The organism is Peribacillus sp. FW305-BF15, from assembly GCF_058783805.1.
The window spans coordinates 26696-42044 of the sequence record NZ_JBYSYV010000003.1 but is presented as its reverse complement, the minus strand read 5'-3'; the positions used below and the strand labels follow the sequence as shown (position 1 = coordinate 42044).

The window sequence follows — 15349 nt, the reverse complement described above, 5'->3', positions numbered from 1 at the left end:
TTTTCAGATAGAATGTTGAATATGATACGAAGTAAATTTTTATAAGGATGGTACTAATATGAAAACCGCAGTCGTAACAGATAGCACTGCATATATACCAAAGGAAATGCGTGATCGTTTACATATACATATGATGCCGCTTAATGTCATTTTTTCCAATGAAGCTTACCGGGAGGAAATTGATATTACTGCGGATGAGTTTTATGAGGAAGTAAAGAGGCAGGAGAAATTGCCGACCACTTCACAGCCTCCAATCGGAAAGTTTGTCGAGAAGTTCGAGGAACTGCAAAAAGAATATGATGATGTTATTTCCATTCATTTATCGAGCGGCATCAGCGGCACGTATCAAGGAGCGGCATCTGCAGGTGAAATGGTCGAGGGAATCAGGGTTCATGCGTTTGATTCGGAAATCAGCTGCATGGTACAGGGGTTTTACGTGATCGAGGCGGCAAAGATGGCACTTGATGGCAAAGGTGCAGAAGAAATCATGGCCAGGCTTGAAGAAATGAAACCATCGGTCAAGGCATACTTCATGGCAGATGACCTATCCCATCTCCAGCGCGGCGGCCGCTTAAGCAGTGCCCAAGCTTTGATCGGCAGTCTGCTTCAAGTGAAGCCGGTGCTCCATTTTGTTGATAAAGTCATCGTCCCATTTGAAAAAATCCGTACAAGGAAAAAAGCGATGAAACGGATTGCCGATTTACTTGGAGAAGAGGCGGCGAGCGGCGAGAAATATAAGGCCGTCATCATTCATGCAAAACGGGAAAGCGAAGCCAAAGACTGGAAAGCGGAACTTGAAGCACGGTTCCCGAATGTCGAATTCGATATCAGCTACTTCGGCCCAGTAATCGGAACGCATCTGGGCGAAGGCTCGATGGGGATGGGCTGGTATAAAATTTAAGCTTTGACGCCTTTACTAAGTGAAAGGCGTTTTTTTATGAACAAAAAGGAATCCGGGAGTTAAAAGCGAATGATAAGGGGGAGTGTAATTTATCAAGAAATGGAGGTTGCAGTTTGAAAAAAACGAGCATTTCCCCGCCTTATTCCCCTGAACTTCAGAACCATCTCACCGGAAAACATCTTTTGGCCTTCGAAATCCCCTTCTCCCAAGAAATCCTCACAGAGCACCTCAAGAATGGGTATGTCTCGGAAACTTGCGGCGTGCAATCCGGGAACGGCAGTTATCACTGTGTACGCTGCGGTAACAAAGATCAAACCTTGTTTTATACTTTCCCTTGCAAGATGTGCAATCAAGATTGCACTTACTGCCGCTCATGCATCATGATGGGACGGGTCAGTGAATGTGCAAAGCTTTATAGGTGGACCGGTCCCGGCATTCAATATACGATTCCTGACAATGTGATGAGGTGGATGGGCACTTTATCGGCAGGTCAACAGAATGCGTCCGACTGTGTCGTTGAAGCCGTAAACGGAAAAGATGAATTCCTAGTATGGGCTGTATGCGGGGCAGGGAAGACGGAGGTGTTATTTCCAGCGATTGAGGCAGCCTTGCTTGCCGGGAAACGGATTTGTTTGGCAACACCGCGTACCGATGTCGTTCTCGAACTCTCCCCAAGGTTAAAAAAAGCTTTTCCTGCCATTGAAGTCACTACTCTCCATGCCGGCAGTGAAGATCGACATGGTTTTTCGCCACTGACCGTTTCCACGACCCATCAGCTTTTCCGTTTTATTGAAGCTTTCGATGTCATCATAGTTGATGAAGTCGATGCGTTTCCCTACTCAATGGATGATTCGCTGCATTATGCGGTTAATAAGTCGAAAAAGGTATCCGCGGCAACCATCTACTTGACCGCCACACCTTCGAAGAGCATGCGGCGGCTATACCGAAGCGGCAAATTGAAAGCCTTCATAATCCCGGCCCGTTATCATCGCCAGCCAATCCCCGTTCCTGAAATGAAGTGGAGCGGCAATTGGCAAAAACTATTCCTTCAACAAAAGATTCCATCGAAAATCAACGCATGGGTAAGTGAGCGCCTTAACCAGAATATCCCCTTCCTATTGTTTTTTCCAAGCATCAGAGTGATGGAGCAAGTTCTTCCGCTGTTTCAAAGGCTGTCCCCTGAATTATCGATTGTCCACTCCCGGCACCCTGATCGAAAGGAAAAAGTAATGGCCTTAAGGAATGGACTCGTTCCGGGATTACTGACCACGACCATCCTGGAACGGGGCGTGACAATCGAGCGGTTGGAAGTAGCCGTGATCGGTGCTGAACATGAAGTGTTTTCTGAAAGTGCTCTAGTTCAGATTGCCGGAAGGGTAGGGAGAAGCTTTGCGAATCCTTCCGGGACGGTCACCTTTTTTCATTACGGTAAAAGTGAAGCGATGGCCGAGGCGGTCCGCCATATACAGATGATGAATAAAAATGCCATGAAAAGGGGGCTGCTGGATGAATAGATGTCTAGTTTGTGATGAAGGAATGCAGCAAGCTTTGACATGGGGGAGCCTGCTTAAGCAGGCCGAGGCAAGGGCAATCTGCGAAGGATGTGAGGGGAAACTTAATAGGATAACCGGAGATACATGTACAATGTGCTCAAGGGAGCTGGGAGGGGACAATATGACCGGTGACCTCTGTCCCGATTGTTCAAGATGGGAAAGGAATAGGGAATGGGGAGGCTATTTGTCGAAGAACATAGCGCTATTTCATTATAATGAATACTTAAAAGATCTGATTGCTAAATATAAGTACCGGGGTGATTATGCGTTGGCTGAGATTTTCGTCCCTTTTTTGAAAGAAAGGTTAAAGGAGGTGGAGTTTGACCTGGTAACCGCCATCCCGCTTAGCGATGAACGGCTTAAGGAGCGGGGGTTCAACCAGGGAAAGGCTTTGGCAGATCTAGTTGGACTTCATACGGTTGAGACCTTGACAAGAATCCATACCGAAAAACAATCAAAAAAATCTCGTAAAGAGAGAATGTCATTACCGCAGGTTTTTCAGGTCATGCAATCTGATATGCTGGAGCATAAATCCATTTTGATCATCGATGACATTTACACAACTGGCACAACTCTCAGGCATGCAGCAAAGGCATTGATAACGGCTGGGGCCAAAGAAGTATCATCGATCACACTGGCTAGGTGAAAAAGCTTATTTTAATAAAACTTCCTAAAGTATCGCCGGGATTATTCGATATATACAGTACTGAAGAATAATCGCCGTGATGGTGAAGGCGGGGCCTCGATGGATGTATTCAACTGTCCAAACTGTAATTCGTTATTCGTTATGACGAAATTCCGTGATGTGTGCGATGCCTGTTATAAAGAAGAAGAAGCCCAATATGATAAAGTGTATGCATATATTCGCAAGAAAACAAATAGAACGGCGTCCATGATGCAGGTGGTTATGGAAACCGGCGTTGAAGAAAGGTTAATTATTAAATTTGTGAGAACCGGAAAGCTGAGAATTTCACAGTTTCCCAATCTCGGAATTCCTTGTGAAAAGTGCGGCGCCAACATCAAGAGCGGAAGGTTATGCGGCAAATGCACCAATTCGCTCGTTACGGATTTGCAGGCATTTGAAAATGAAGAAAAGCGCCTGACTGAAATTCAAGGAAATGATAAAAAAAATACGTACTACATGAAGGATGAGCAAAAAGGGTAATTCATTCATGGAAACATAATGCCGTTTTTGTTAGAATATTCGATATTGAGAACAATATTCGACAATGGGTGTCGAAGGAAAGATTACAGCAAACAATTAAAGAAATCGGTTCCATGTCGATAAAAAAGATAGGGAGAATAACACAGTCCAGAGCCATTTTCATGTGTTAAGGAATCGAAACATAATGGGATTTATAAAATCGACCGAAGGAGAGGATCTGGAATATGAAAATCAATAACGTCGGTATGACAGGTGTTAACCCTTATAATCTTCAAGCCAATAAAACGGGGAATATCAAGGAATCCAAGGTCAAATCCTCGGATAAAGTTGAAATTTCTTCAGCGGCAAAAGAAATGCAGCAAGAATCGAAGATGATTGCTGCAAGACAAGCAAAAGTGGATGAACTGAAAATCCAGATTGGAAAAGGAAATTATAAATTGAATGCACAAGCCACGGCTAAGGGTCTCATCGATTTTTACCGGAAATGAATTTTCCATGAAAAAGAAGCTTGAATGAAGTGGACGGAGCTAGTTTCCGTCCTTCATTTATGAGCGGAGGAGGCAGCGAAATGACTGCACGGAACATCATCGGATCGCTTGAAAAATTGATCAAGCTTCATAAAAGCTTGAATCAATTGGCGATAAGAAAAACGGCCATTTTGAAAGCGAATGATACCGAGGCGATTACTGCCCTGCTGATTTCGGAACAAAAGCATATTAAAGCGATCAGCCAGACGGATAAGGAAAGAGAAAGGGCAGTCGAGGAATTTCTTGCAGCCAATGGAACGGCGGGACAGCCTGCCTCCATCCATACCGTGACGGAACTGACAGGACCAGAAGAAACGGAAGTCCTTAAAATGCTAAAAGCGGCATTGATCGATGAAGTGGCAAAGCTGAAGGAGCGGAACGGTTTAAATCAGCAATTGATCTATCAGTCCCTTCAATTCATTAATGTCTCTTTGGATATGCTGAGACCTCAGCACCAGAACCTGAATTATGGGGGTTCGGTTGGGAAAACGGCGAAAATAGGCATGGGAATGTTTGATTCCAAAGCATAAGAAGCAGAAAAAAAGATGGAGGTGCGAGCAAATGATTTCAACCTTTATGGGTCTTGAGACCGCCAAACGCGGATTATCCACCTCTCAAGGGGCCTTGTATACAACAGGAAATAACGTGGCCAATGCCAATACATTAGGATATTCAAGGCAGCGGGTCAACCTGGTCCAGACGTCGGGCTTTCCTACTGTCGGTTTGAACAGCCCGCGCGTTGCCGGCCAAATCGGGACAGGGGTGGCAGCTGAAACGGTTCAGCGGATCCGCGACAGTTTCCTGGATGCACAATACAGGACACAAAGTAATAAAATCGGTTATTACGGGGCCATGAGCGAATCCCTGACGAAAATGGAAGGCGTCATGAACGAACCGACCGACAGCGGGTTGGCCGCCACGATTGAGAAGTTCTGGAATTCGCTGCAGGGGCTGACGGCGAATACGGAAAACTCCGGGGCGCGTGAAGTCGTTGCCTCGACGGGCGTCATGGTCGCGGATACCCTAAACTACTACTATAACTCGCTAACGAACGTTCAAACGGATATCGGCAATCAGATAAACGTCAAAGCGAACGAAATCAATACGCTCATCAGCAGTATTGATCAGCTTAACCAACAGATCAGCAAAGTGGAACCGCATGGTTATATCCCCAATGACCTTTATGATAAACGTGATGTGCTCGTGGACAATCTCTCACAGCTTGTCAGCATTAAAGTGAATAACGTCATTCCGACGAATTACGGCAGAGCCAGCGATGTGGCCACAGGGCTATACAACATCGAATTGATGCAAGAAGACGGTTCGTCTTTTGTGCCGCCCATCAATCTGGTCAGTGTTAACCAAACCGGGATGGTGGGAACTTCGAAAGTTGAAGTTAGCCATGATAAAACGACAGGTATGGTGGACGGATTGAAGTTTGGTTCGAAAACATTGACCGATTACAATTTCTCGGGGGAACTGTCCGGTTTGATCAAAAGCTTCGGCTATAAGAAGGCTGATGGCACGACCGGCGGCGCTTATCCTGATATGCTGAAAAAGCTCGATAATATGACGGCTGCTTTCGTGAATGAGTTCAATGCCATCCATAAACAAGGGTATGCCTTAGGTGATGGCAACACTTCAACTTTGAACTTCTTTGAACTTGAACCTGGTAAGAGTGCCGCCCAAAGCATCAAGGTGAATGGTGAAATCGTGAAGGATCCCACAAAAATTGCCGCAGGCGGAAAAAGCGGAGGGGCATCCGGGGATAATGAAAATGCCAAACTCCTGGCTGACCTTAAAAAGAAGGCGTTCAGTGAGTACTCGACCAAAGACCAAAACTCTGACGAATTGACGGGAAGCTTCGACACCTATTATTCCGGTATCATCGGAAAGCTTGGTGTGGATTCCCAAAGCGCCCAAAAGAACCTTTCCAACTCTGTCGTGCTTGCTGCTTCGGTTAACCAAAATAGGGATTCCGTCAGTTCCGTATCCCTTGATGAAGAAATGACGGACATGATCAAATTCCAGCAGGCCTACAACGCATCTGCAAGGATGATGACGATGATGGATGAAATGCTAGACAAAATCATAAACGGAATGGGTATAGCAGGCCGATGATAGGAGGGGACGAATATGCGGGTAACACAATCGATGCTAACCAATAATATGCTGAGCAATTTAAGCAGCAGTTACGAAAAGATGTCCAAGCTGCAAGAACAGGTTTCATCTCAAAAGAAGTTCTCCAAGCCATCCGATAACCCTGTTGCGGCCATGATGGGAATGGGGTACAGGACAAACCTCAATCAAATAGGGCAGTATCAAAGTAACATTGCCGAAGCGACCAATTGGATCGACAGCACGGATGATGCCATTACTGAAAGTGTCTCCGCCATGCAGCGGATTCGTGAATTAACCGTTCAAGGCAGCAATGGCACGTATGAAGGGGAACAACTGAAAACCATTACTGAAGAAATTAAACAATTAAAAGAACATCTCATAACTCTTGGCGACACACAGATTGGCGGAAAGTACATTTTCAACGGCCAGGATACGAATGTAAGACCATCGTCTGTTAAAGATGCTAATGGAAATACCGTGTATGGCACAGGGGACATAAACCTTGAAGTGTTTTCCGGGATTTCCCTTAAAATCAATACGGACGGTTCCAAGATTTTTGGTGATGCACTAGCGGCCGGCGGAAGCATCGACCAGACAATCGAGGCACTGGAAAACGGCGGCGACGTGACTGGCACGCTGGAAGGACTTGACGCAACGATAAATACGTTTTTAGGCATGCAGGCACAGGTTGGCGCAAGGCAAAATCGGATTGAGCTGATGACGGACCGTCTCAAGCAGCAGGAGGTTTTTGCCACTGAAATCCTTTCGAAAAATGAGGATGTCGATATCGAAAAGGCGATCATGGATTTGACGACCCAGGAAAGTGTCCATAGTGCGGCATTAAGTATCGGCGCAAAAATCATGCAGCCGAGTTTATTGGATTTTCTTCGCTAAGCTATTCTTAAATGGATAGCTTTTTTCTATAAGGAGTGTTGATGATGCAGATTCCGCAAATTAGATTGCAATCCAACCCAATGAAGATTGGATTGAATATAGATCAGCCTGTGCAGCAAATCGAACAGAAGGCGGCTGTCCAATCCATTCAACAGCCGCAAGCGATCATGGAGATTCAAACGACCCAAGGCAAGCTGACGATCGATCAGTCACAAGCAAGGGAAGACATGGATTTGAAAAGCCTCTCAAGAAGAGTTGATGAATTTGCGCAGCAGGGATATCAGGATTGGCTGGCGGGTATGGCAAGACGTGCCCAGCAGGGGACGGAGCTGATGCATATTGAAAAAGGCGGTAATGCACTCGCTGAACAGGCCAGGCAAAACAGCAAGGGACCGGAGAAGAAGTTCAATCTCGGCTGGATTCCCTCGCATTTCAGCGTGAAGCTCGACTACCAGCCAGCGGAAGTGAAGATTGAAGCAACCGCCCAAAAACCGATCATTGATGCTCAAGTCAATAGGGTGAACCATACATACACACAAGGCAGTGTGAATGTCGAAATTCTACAAAAAAATGCGCTGGATATAGATTTCATCAATTTATATCCGGATGGGAAAGGAAAGTGAAAACATAGATGATCCTACAAACAAAATTTCATGGCGAACTCGAATTGGCAGAGAAAGAGATTTATGTATTTGAAAGCGGGATACCAGGATTTTTAGAAGAAAAAGAGTTTTGCTTGCTAGCTTTGGATGACACGCCCTTTTTCGTCCTGCAATCGATAGAAACAAAAGAGCTTGCCTTCATTGTGACAGATCCTTTTGAAGTGTTTCCTGATTATGAAGTGAAGCTTACGGATGAGGTGTTATCTTCTTTACAAATAGAAACGGAACTGGAAGTCATTACTTTCGTCATCTTGACGATTCAGGACCCCTTCAATGAAACGACGGCGAATCTCCAGGCCCCAATCATCATAAACGGCCCCAAAAAAGTCGGAAAGCAATTCATCATGAATGCTAGTGAATACCGTACAAAGCACAAACTTTTTGATCCTCCAGCCGAACAGGAGGGGAAATGATGCTCGTATTGACCAGAAAACCGAATGAAGCGATCATGATTGGCGATGATATCGAAATTACGATCCTGTCCATTGAAGGGGATCAGATCAAACTCGGGATCGATGCCCCGAAAAACGTCGATATCCATAGGAAGGAAATCTACCTGTCCATTCAGCAGGAAAATAGAAAAGCCTCCAAAACAGAAACCAATTTTCTGGAAGGCATAAATGAGTATTTCAAGAAAAAATCGTAAAATCCGCTAAATATGTTTCCAAGCAGGTCGATATTAAGTATACAACGATGGGCAGTGAAATAGGCGGCCGACTTATTCACTGCCCATCGTAAACAACCACATGGACGTGGGGACTTAAGACTCAAGGAGGAAACAAAAATGATCATCAATCACAATATCTCAGCTCTAAACACGCACCGTCAATTATCAAGTGCAACGAATGCACAATCAAAATCAATGGAGAAACTAGCTTCAGGCATGCGCATCAACCGTGCAGGCGATGACGCAGCTGGTCTAGCAATCTCTGAAAAAATGCGTGGACAAATCCGCGGATTGGACCAAGCAAGCCGTAACTCTCAGGATGGAATCTCAATGATCCAAACTGCTGAAGGTGCATTAAATGAGACTCATGATATTCTTCAACGTATTCGTGAATTAGCTGTTCAATCTTCATCTGATACTAATACTGCCGATGATAGAGCACAGATTCAAAAAGAAAATGCAGACCTTATTGCAGAAATTGATCGTATTGCAACTACAACTGAGTTTAATACACAAAAATTATTGGACGGTACTGGCGGTGCCAGTGGAGTATTCACATTCCAAATTGGTGCAAATGAAGATCAAACTTTAGATGTTACTTTTGCAGATATGCGATCATCAGCACTTTTTACTACTCCTCCTGCTTTAGGTACTGATGCAGCAACATCAACTGCCGCTATCAGTGACATTGATGCTGCCATAAAAAAAGTATCTGATGAACGTTCTCAAATGGGCGCTAAGCAAAATAGACTTGAACACACTATTAATAACTTGAATACATCTTCTGAAAACCTGACTGCAGCTGAATCTCGTGTACGTGACGTAGATATGGCGAAAGAAATGATGGAACAAACTAAGAATTCTATTCTTTCTCAAGCAGCACAAGCAATGTTGGCTCAAGCAAATTCAGCACCTCAAGGGATTTTACAACTCCTTAGGTAAATTTGAAGGGCGTTTTATCTAGTAATGGATAAAATTATGACTGGGTGAATTGCTGGAACTTCCTAAAGCTGCATCAACCACAACGTAACTGGAAACGGTAAGCGTGATGGTCTGAAAATGATGGAGATGACATAATGGATAATCAGCAGCCAAGCTCCTTTGAGGAAACTCTGGAGAAGGTTCAACGACTAGGATATACAGTCTAAGGCGAAAGCTATGGCAATGAAATCCGTAGGGTGGCGGTAGCCATTCGAAGTGCCCAGCCCCTAATAAGATAAGGGTGAAGATATAGTCTGTTCTATGCTCGAAAGACATAGTCGCAAAGCAAGCGAACCAACAACCACAAGGCGTTTTGCAACTTCTTCGTTAATTTTAAATTACCTGAAAGAGACTCTAGTTTTACTAGGGTCTCTTTTGTATAGAAAAATATAAAGGACTCGGTTAGATAAACATTATTATCTAGCTCCGAAATACTATCACACGAGATAGCGTTAGTTTAGTTTTTTAATTTCTTGCCATTTGTGAGTAACGGACCAATAACTTCTTTTTAACATTTTTGCAATTTCATTTGTGGTATAACCATTTTCTTTAAGTTGTCTTAGTAATTTAATTTCATCTGGAGAATAGGGTTTAGAGCGATCTGAACTGCTGGTAAGAATCTTGTAATCAGGATACTTAGATTTCCATCTGAGTATTTCTTTTTGATTTCGGAATTCCCAAGAGGTTTTATATAACATAGAAGAACAAGTTTTTGCTACAGGTTCGATTAGTTCGAGGAAACGAAAAGTTTCTTTAACAGAAGTAGTTTTTAGAATATATCCATATCCATCCTTACGAGAACTCAGCTTTAAGGATAAATGATATGTGGTAAATATATGTTCCTTTAATTTCTCTAATTCGTCTTTAGGATAACATTGAAGGTAAAGGTATATATGCGGTGTGAGGTATATAATTTTTTTATTATGATTTACCCTATATGAGATGCTTAAAGAGCCATCATCCATGTATAGAATAGTTAGGAAATGTGCTAAAGTGCAATTTTTCAGTAATGTGAAAGGGAGATGTTTAGTTCCATCATTACTGTAAAAGTGTGGGAATAAATCCGTAAATAATTCTAAAGAAGCGGAACGGACACATTGACTTGCCGGAGTGATATATAATAATCCATCAAAAAATGAAATTTTCCATTTTCGATAAGCTTCCTGAGATGTGCCGTAGTGTTCCCGATAGCTATTGTTCTTTCTCCTGCTATTTTTATAAATTTTCGTTATTTCACCGTCACTTATAATGCTGGCATATAATATATTTTTCTGGATATCAGTAAGATTAATCATGAAAACCTCCTTATATAAGAGTGTAAGCTTATCTTCTTAATCCCATTTTATAATGTTATCCCCTCCAATGGCGAATGTTTGTTCTGTATATATGATAAATCCTGTGCAATACACTGTAAAGTTCTATTTTAGAACCGATATAAAAAGTAAAGATATCCTATTGGGGGCTATTTAGATGCTGGAGAGTTTATCCACGAATATTCTTTCCTCACAACTTAGAACAGCAATCTCGGAAGGAATCAGTTCTTATTATCAGCGTGAAATGAATACACTTGCCTATTCGGAACAAAGAGTGGAATCTACTGTTGAGCCTTCACAAGAAAAGGTGCGGGAAATGGTGGATAGTTTGAACACCTTCCTGAATCCGACACATACGGCCGTTCGTTTTGAATATCATGAGAAGCTGAATGAGTATTATGTCAAGGTAGTGGATGACGTGACGGATGAGACGATCAGGGAATTTCCCCCGAAGAAGTTATTGGATTTCTATGCGGCAATGACGGAGTTTGTCGGCATAATGGTGGATGAAAAAATATAAGCGGGTGATCAATTATGGTACGAATCAGTGGTTTAGCAAGCGGGATGGACATTGATGAATTAGTTAAGAGCATGATGCAGGCAGAACGGGTGCCATTGGATAAACTGACACAGAAAAAGCAGTATTCCGAGTGGCAGCGGGATGATTACCGTTCGATGAATACAGCTTTATCAGAATTGGATACGCTCATTCGTGATGGAATTGGAAAGCAGTCTTCCTTCATTAAAAAGAAGGTAATGGTATCGAATCCAGATGCTGTATCAGTGAAAAATGTGAATTCGACCAGCGATTTTTCCGGGAATATAAAAGTGAATGGGCTTGCCAAGGCAGCAACCATGACAAGTACGGAAAAATCTGCTGTTACCGACCCCAAAAAGAAACTATCTGAATTGGGAATCGCGACCCCTCAAGATATTACGATACTGGCCATCAATAAAGATGGCGGTTTTGATACGGAAGTAAAAGATGGAGCAACAGTGGAAAAACCGTATACACTTACCCTTAATGCGGACGATACGTTAGAGAGTGTCATAAATAAAATTAATGCCAGCTCGGGGGTGACTCTATTTTTCGATGGGACGTCCCAGAAATTTTCCATCACTGCTAAAAATACCGGTGATGCAAAAAATCGGCCTGAAATTGAGTTAGGGGGTACTGGAGATTTCTTCAATGTACTAAAAATGAGCAGTGACAATGAAGGGGCTGGCGGCACAATAGGAGAAAATGCATCGATTACTTATAATGGCCTGGACATTTCCCGGCCTTCGAATACGTTTCAGATTAATGGAGCGGAAATAACGGTAAAGCAAAAAACGGCGGATACAGTCACATTCTCATCAACAGCTGATGTCGATGCCATCCTGGACACAATCACTCAGTTTGTGAATAAATACAATGAAGTCATTAAAAAGGTTCAAGATAAAATGGGTGAAGCGAAATATCGCTCCTTTACCCCGCTTACCTCTGAGCAAAAAAAGGCAATGACAGAGGATGAAGTGAAGCTGTGGGAAGAACGAGCGAAGAGCGGAACGTTAAAAAGCGATTCTACCTTAAAAAGTCTCCTGACCACAATGAGGACATCCCTATACACTTCGGTGGACGGAATCACTGGAAAAAACAATCTCAGCAGTTTGGGAATCACCACCACCAAGAATTATTTGGAAGGCGGTAAATTAACGATTGATGAGGACAAGTTCCGGGCAGCCATTAGTGAGGATCCGAATGCGATCTACGATATGTTCATGGCCAATGGGTCGGAAAAGAGCGACAAAGGGCTCGCACGCCGGTTAAGGGATGATATAGAATCATCCATGAAGGCGATCACTGAAAAAGCCGGGAAGGCCGGATATGTTAATAATAATTTTACAATCGGAAAATTGGTTGCTGGGCTGGATAAGAAGATTTCAACATTTGAAGCCAAGTTAACGAAATTGGAATCGCGCTATTACAACCAGTTCACTGCGATGGAAAAAGCAATTCAAAAGGCAAACAGCCAAAGTGCATCGTTAGCTTCTTATTTTAGTTAAGGTATGTCGGAAAGGAAGTTAAATATGGCAATGAATAACCCATATCAATCGTATCAGCAAAATTCAGTCAATACAGCATCACCGGGAGAGCTTACATTAATGCTTTATAATGGCTGTTTGAAGTTCATCATGCTTGGGAAGAAAGCCATTGAAGCAGGAAATATCGAAGTGAAGAATACGAACATCATCAAGGCGCAAACCATTATCCGTGAATTGATGGTGACGCTGAATATGGATGCGGATGTATCCAAAGATATGATGAGTCTGTATGATTTCATGAACCGCCGTTTGATCGAAGCGAATATGAAAAATGACGTTTCTGCTTTGGAAGAAGTGGAAGGACTTGTTACGGAGTTCCGGAATATGTGGAAGGAAGTAATTCAGATCAACCGGAAAAAACAATTCACCCAAAGCGGTCAGGTGTAATGGTGATTAGAGCCTTTCATGATTTGACTGCTGAATTACTTGCCGTACTGGAAGATCGTACGATCACAGAGCGTGATGTTAAAATAGAAAGGGTTACAAAGCTGATCGATCGGCGGGATGGACTCCTTTCTCAAATCAAACCGCCTTTTACTGGTGAGGAGCAGCAGATGGGACGTGCAGTCCTGTTGCTCAACCAACGGGTCAATCACTTGCTGAAGCTCCAAAAGCAGGAGATACAGCGGGATATCCAGGAAATGAATAAGAAGAAAAAGTCCTCCAATAAATACACGAATCCGTATGAAAGTCTATCAGTGGATGGCGTGTTCTATGATAAAAGAAACTGATTTCCTTCCATTTTGGAGTCCAAATGGTTTCGATGTTAAATATTTTTAAATTTTCTGTAAATAAAATAGGCTTAATTTTTTCTTTCTAGCATAGCATTTGATATAATGAAGCTAGGGCAGACATCAACCCTTTCCAAACCTTCCGACAATTGTTTCATTATTTCGACATATTTCATGATGTGTTTCTAAAAGGAACCGGAGGGGTATTGTAGAATCTAACTGTATAGTCTTAATTTAAGGAGGACTCACTTTATGAATTACAACGTACGCGGTGAAAACATTGAGGTAACTCCAGCAATTCGAGAATACGTCGAAAAGAAAATTGGCAAGTTAGAACGATATTTTAACAATACACCAGATGCAAATGTGTTAGTCAATTTAAAAGTGAACAATAATACATCAAAGGTCGAAGTGACGATTCCCATGCAGAATTTGGTTCTTCGCGCTGAAGAGGAAAATGCGGATATGTATGCTGCCATTGATTTGATCAATGATAAGCTTGAACGCCAAATTCGTAAACATAAAACGAAGGTCAATCGCAAGTTCCGAAACAATCTATCGACTACACCCGATGCATTCGCCTTCAATACGGAAGCTGACGAAGTGGTGGATGAATTCGAAGACGATAATGATATTGAAGTGGTCCGCAATAAACGCTTTGATTTAAAGCCAATGGACAGTGAAGAAGCGATTTTACAAATGAATATGCTTGGTCACAGTTTCTTCGTTTACACGAATGCGGATACTAATACAACAAACGTAGTGTACCGCCGAAAGGATGGACGCTATGGATTGATTGAACCTAGTTAATTATTATTCTAATATTAAAAGCACAGCCCAGCCTCTGGGTTGTGCTTTTTTGCATGTTGATAGAATCCGTTAGAACGTAAAAATGATTGTTTCTTTTGGTTCTCTAAAAAAAACACAAAGATCACTTAAAAGAACAAAATTTGTTCTTCATTAAGATAAATAGTCAATATTGCCTATTCAAATATCTCTATCTTTTGCACTGTATTCGAATTATCAGTTCTTTAAAAAGAACAATGGGTTATGTGTAGAAAACAATTTGATCAAGGTGCAGAGGGGGCTGGATTACTTGTATCGAAAGAATTGCCATACATGCCATAGGGCTTCTTTTAGCAGTGCGGAATATGGAAAGTGGCTTTGCCCGACCTGCGGTGAGGATTTAACTGCGCAAAAAGCACACGATGCACTTACAATCGAGAGAATCAATACACCCCAAAGAAATTTTAAGAAGAGCAAAACGAAATTGAATTAGTCTATGAAAAATCACCTGAACTTCAAATTTTCTTAATATTGTAATATTTTGTCGGATGAAAGTTTTTGCATTTATGTGGATTACCGACATAAAATAGCAATATATGGAGTGCGTATCCGTTATAATATGATTATAGGTAATGTATTTGGTAATAAATACCACGACAAAGGCAAACTCCTTGAAAAATGAGGGCGCAAAGGCACAGGTCTAAGGTCCTTTTGACTATGATGGCTGGTCTGCCTGAAATACAAGAGTATTTTAGGAGGTAGAAGAGGTGGCTAATGTGGAACTGGATCAAGAATGGGTGAAATTGATTTCTGAAGCAAGAAGCTTGGGTTTCAAAAAAGAGGAAATCATTGCTTTTTTGAAACGGGAAAGCCCTGAGGCAATTTTTGAGGAGAACGATGGAAAATAGGTTCCGAACAAATTCGAGAACATCCCTATAAACAGTGGTTCGATTCATAGCTGTT

General features: G+C 42.5%; 20 protein-coding genes and 1 riboswitch. Of the genes, 19 read left to right on the top strand and 1 reads right to left on the bottom strand.

Annotation, left to right across the window (positions count from 1 at the left end; genetic code table 11):
• The first annotated feature begins 58 nt into the window (after positions 1-58).
• The 12 genes from AC3WLU_RS03565 to AC3WLU_RS03510 all read left to right on the top strand — a co-directional run bounded on the left by AC3WLU_RS03565 (position 59) and on the right by AC3WLU_RS03510 (position 9432).
• Positions 59-901: a DegV family protein gene (locus tag AC3WLU_RS03565; RefSeq protein WP_057278136.1), complete on the top strand. Its 843-nt coding sequence runs from the start codon at positions 59-61 to the stop codon at positions 899-901.
• A gap of 113 nt (positions 902-1014) precedes the next feature.
• Complete coding sequence (locus AC3WLU_RS03560; RefSeq protein WP_492596824.1) at positions 1015-2415, top strand: ATP-dependent helicase ComFA; 1401 nt, start codon at positions 1015-1017, stop codon at positions 2413-2415.
• Positions 2408-3100, top strand: coding sequence for a ComFC family protein (locus AC3WLU_RS03555; protein ID WP_057278135.1), 693 nt, complete (start codon positions 2408-2410; stop codon positions 3098-3100). The genes AC3WLU_RS03560 and AC3WLU_RS03555 overlap by 8 nt, the downstream gene beginning before the upstream one ends.
• 99 nt (positions 3101-3199) lie before the next feature.
• Complete coding sequence (locus AC3WLU_RS03550) at positions 3200-3619, top strand: TIGR03826 family flagellar region protein (RefSeq protein WP_106026996.1); 420 nt, start codon at positions 3200-3202, stop codon at positions 3617-3619.
• A 224-nt stretch (positions 3620-3843) separates the two neighbouring features.
• The gene (gene flgM / locus AC3WLU_RS03545; protein ID WP_492596823.1) at positions 3844-4107 is read left to right on the top strand and encodes a flagellar biosynthesis anti-sigma factor FlgM; all 264 of its coding nucleotides are present in this window, start codon (positions 3844-3846) and stop codon (positions 4105-4107) included.
• An 80-nt stretch (positions 4108-4187) separates the two neighbouring features.
• Entirely contained in the window at positions 4188-4676 is a 489-nt protein-coding gene (locus AC3WLU_RS03540; protein ID WP_400450050.1) for a flagellar protein FlgN, read from the top strand.
• 31 nt (positions 4677-4707) lie between these two features.
• Positions 4708-6267: a flagellar hook-associated protein FlgK gene (flgK, locus tag AC3WLU_RS03535; RefSeq protein WP_492596822.1), complete on the top strand. Its 1560-nt coding sequence runs from the start codon at positions 4708-4710 to the stop codon at positions 6265-6267.
• Between the two features lie 15 nt (positions 6268-6282).
• Positions 6283-7161, top strand: coding sequence for a flagellar hook-associated protein FlgL (flgL, locus tag AC3WLU_RS03530; protein ID WP_413000645.1), 879 nt, complete (start codon positions 6283-6285; stop codon positions 7159-7161).
• Positions 7162-7205: 44 nt separating this feature from the next.
• Complete coding sequence (locus AC3WLU_RS03525; protein ID WP_413000647.1) at positions 7206-7784, top strand: DUF6470 family protein; 579 nt, start codon at positions 7206-7208, stop codon at positions 7782-7784.
• Between the two features lie 8 nt (positions 7785-7792).
• On the top strand, positions 7793-8236 hold the full coding sequence (gene fliW / locus AC3WLU_RS03520) for a flagellar assembly protein FliW (RefSeq protein WP_411739251.1): 444 nt from the start codon (positions 7793-7795) through the stop codon (positions 8234-8236).
• Positions 8236-8469 carry a carbon storage regulator CsrA gene (gene csrA / locus AC3WLU_RS03515; RefSeq protein WP_034315661.1) on the top strand — a complete coding sequence of 78 codons (234 nt, stop codon included), beginning with the start codon at positions 8236-8238 and terminating at the stop codon, positions 8467-8469. Before fliW ends, csrA begins: the two co-directional genes overlap by 1 nt.
• Before the next feature lie 138 nt (positions 8470-8607).
• Positions 8608-9432 (top strand): flagellin N-terminal helical domain-containing protein, encoded by an 825-nt coding sequence (locus tag AC3WLU_RS03510; protein WP_412996111.1) that lies wholly within the window; start codon positions 8608-8610, stop codon positions 9430-9432.
• 491 nt (positions 9433-9923) lie between these two features.
• On the opposite strand, the gene AC3WLU_RS03505 is transcribed toward AC3WLU_RS03510, so the two are convergent.
• Positions 9924-10766, bottom strand: coding sequence for a DNA endonuclease (locus AC3WLU_RS03505; RefSeq protein WP_106027004.1), 843 nt, complete (start codon positions 10764-10766; stop codon positions 9924-9926).
• Between the two features lie 175 nt (positions 10767-10941).
• Between AC3WLU_RS03505 and flaG the strand changes: the two genes are divergently transcribed.
• The 7 genes from flaG (at position 10942) to sinI (ending at position 15294) form a co-directional block, all read left to right on the top strand.
• A complete protein-coding gene (flaG, locus tag AC3WLU_RS03500; protein WP_492596821.1) occupies positions 10942-11304 on the top strand; it encodes a flagellar protein FlaG in 363 nt (120 codons plus the stop codon).
• A 14-nt stretch (positions 11305-11318) separates the two neighbouring features.
• A complete protein-coding gene (locus AC3WLU_RS03495; protein WP_413000650.1) occupies positions 11319-12830 on the top strand; it encodes a flagellar hook-associated protein 2 in 1512 nt (503 codons plus the stop codon).
• A gap of 24 nt (positions 12831-12854) precedes the next feature.
• On the top strand, positions 12855-13256 hold the full coding sequence (gene fliS, locus AC3WLU_RS03490; protein WP_098864861.1) for a flagellar export chaperone FliS: 402 nt from the start codon (positions 12855-12857) through the stop codon (positions 13254-13256).
• A complete protein-coding gene (gene fliT / locus AC3WLU_RS03485; protein WP_411739248.1) occupies positions 13256-13600 on the top strand; it encodes a flagellar protein FliT in 345 nt (114 codons plus the stop codon). Before fliS ends, fliT begins: the two co-directional genes overlap by 1 nt.
• A gap of 252 nt (positions 13601-13852) precedes the next feature.
• Positions 13853-14410, top strand: coding sequence for a ribosome hibernation-promoting factor, HPF/YfiA family (hpf, locus tag AC3WLU_RS03480; protein ID WP_048684017.1), 558 nt, complete (start codon positions 13853-13855; stop codon positions 14408-14410).
• A gap of 286 nt (positions 14411-14696) precedes the next feature.
• A complete protein-coding gene (locus AC3WLU_RS03475) occupies positions 14697-14879 on the top strand; it encodes a hypothetical protein (RefSeq protein WP_440439315.1) in 183 nt (60 codons plus the stop codon).
• 158 nt (positions 14880-15037) lie between these two features.
• A riboswitch (cyclic di-GMP riboswitch) is annotated at positions 15038-15123 on the top strand.
• Between the two features lie 30 nt (positions 15124-15153).
• Positions 15154-15294: a DNA-binding anti-repressor SinI gene (gene sinI, locus AC3WLU_RS03470; protein ID WP_082854487.1), complete on the top strand. Its 141-nt coding sequence runs from the start codon at positions 15154-15156 to the stop codon at positions 15292-15294.
• Positions 15295-15349 lie beyond the last annotated feature (55 nt).

What these genes read in the sequence shown, in the direction of transcription:
- AC3WLU_RS03495 (WP_413000650.1), top strand. Translation starts at nt 11,319, where the DNA reads ATGGTACGAATCAGTGGTTTAGCAAGCGGGATGGACATTGATGAATTA.
- flgK (WP_492596822.1), top strand. Translation starts at nt 4,708, where the DNA reads ATGATTTCAACCTTTATGGGTCTTGAGACCGCCAAACGCGGATTATCC.
- AC3WLU_RS03540 (WP_400450050.1), top strand. Translation starts at nt 4,188, where the DNA reads ATGACTGCACGGAACATCATCGGATCGCTTGAAAAATTGATCAAGCTT.
- flgM (WP_492596823.1), top strand. Translation starts at nt 3,844, where the DNA reads ATGAAAATCAATAACGTCGGTATGACAGGTGTTAACCCTTATAATCTT.
- AC3WLU_RS03510 (WP_412996111.1), top strand. Translation starts at nt 8,608, where the DNA reads ATGATCATCAATCACAATATCTCAGCTCTAAACACGCACCGTCAATTA.
- fliW (WP_411739251.1), top strand. Translation starts at nt 7,793, where the DNA reads ATGATCCTACAAACAAAATTTCATGGCGAACTCGAATTGGCAGAGAAA.
- AC3WLU_RS03565 (WP_057278136.1), top strand. Translation starts at nt 59, where the DNA reads ATGAAAACCGCAGTCGTAACAGATAGCACTGCATATATACCAAAGGAA.
- flgL (WP_413000645.1), top strand. Translation starts at nt 6,283, where the DNA reads ATGCGGGTAACACAATCGATGCTAACCAATAATATGCTGAGCAATTTA.
- hpf (WP_048684017.1), top strand. Translation starts at nt 13,853, where the DNA reads ATGAATTACAACGTACGCGGTGAAAACATTGAGGTAACTCCAGCAATT.
- AC3WLU_RS03505 (WP_106027004.1), bottom strand. Translation starts at nt 10,766, where the DNA reads ATGATTAATCTTACTGATATCCAGAAAAATATATTATATGCCAGCATT.
- csrA (WP_034315661.1), top strand. Translation starts at nt 8,236, where the DNA reads ATGCTCGTATTGACCAGAAAACCGAATGAAGCGATCATGATTGGCGAT.
- flaG (WP_492596821.1), top strand. Translation starts at nt 10,942, where the DNA reads ATGCTGGAGAGTTTATCCACGAATATTCTTTCCTCACAACTTAGAACA.
- AC3WLU_RS03525 (WP_413000647.1), top strand. Translation starts at nt 7,206, where the DNA reads ATGCAGATTCCGCAAATTAGATTGCAATCCAACCCAATGAAGATTGGA.
- AC3WLU_RS03550 (WP_106026996.1), top strand. Translation starts at nt 3,200, where the DNA reads ATGGATGTATTCAACTGTCCAAACTGTAATTCGTTATTCGTTATGACG.
- fliS (WP_098864861.1), top strand. Translation starts at nt 12,855, where the DNA reads ATGGCAATGAATAACCCATATCAATCGTATCAGCAAAATTCAGTCAAT.
- AC3WLU_RS03555 (WP_057278135.1), top strand. Translation starts at nt 2,408, where the DNA reads ATGAATAGATGTCTAGTTTGTGATGAAGGAATGCAGCAAGCTTTGACA.
- fliT (WP_411739248.1), top strand. Translation starts at nt 13,256, where the DNA reads ATGGTGATTAGAGCCTTTCATGATTTGACTGCTGAATTACTTGCCGTA.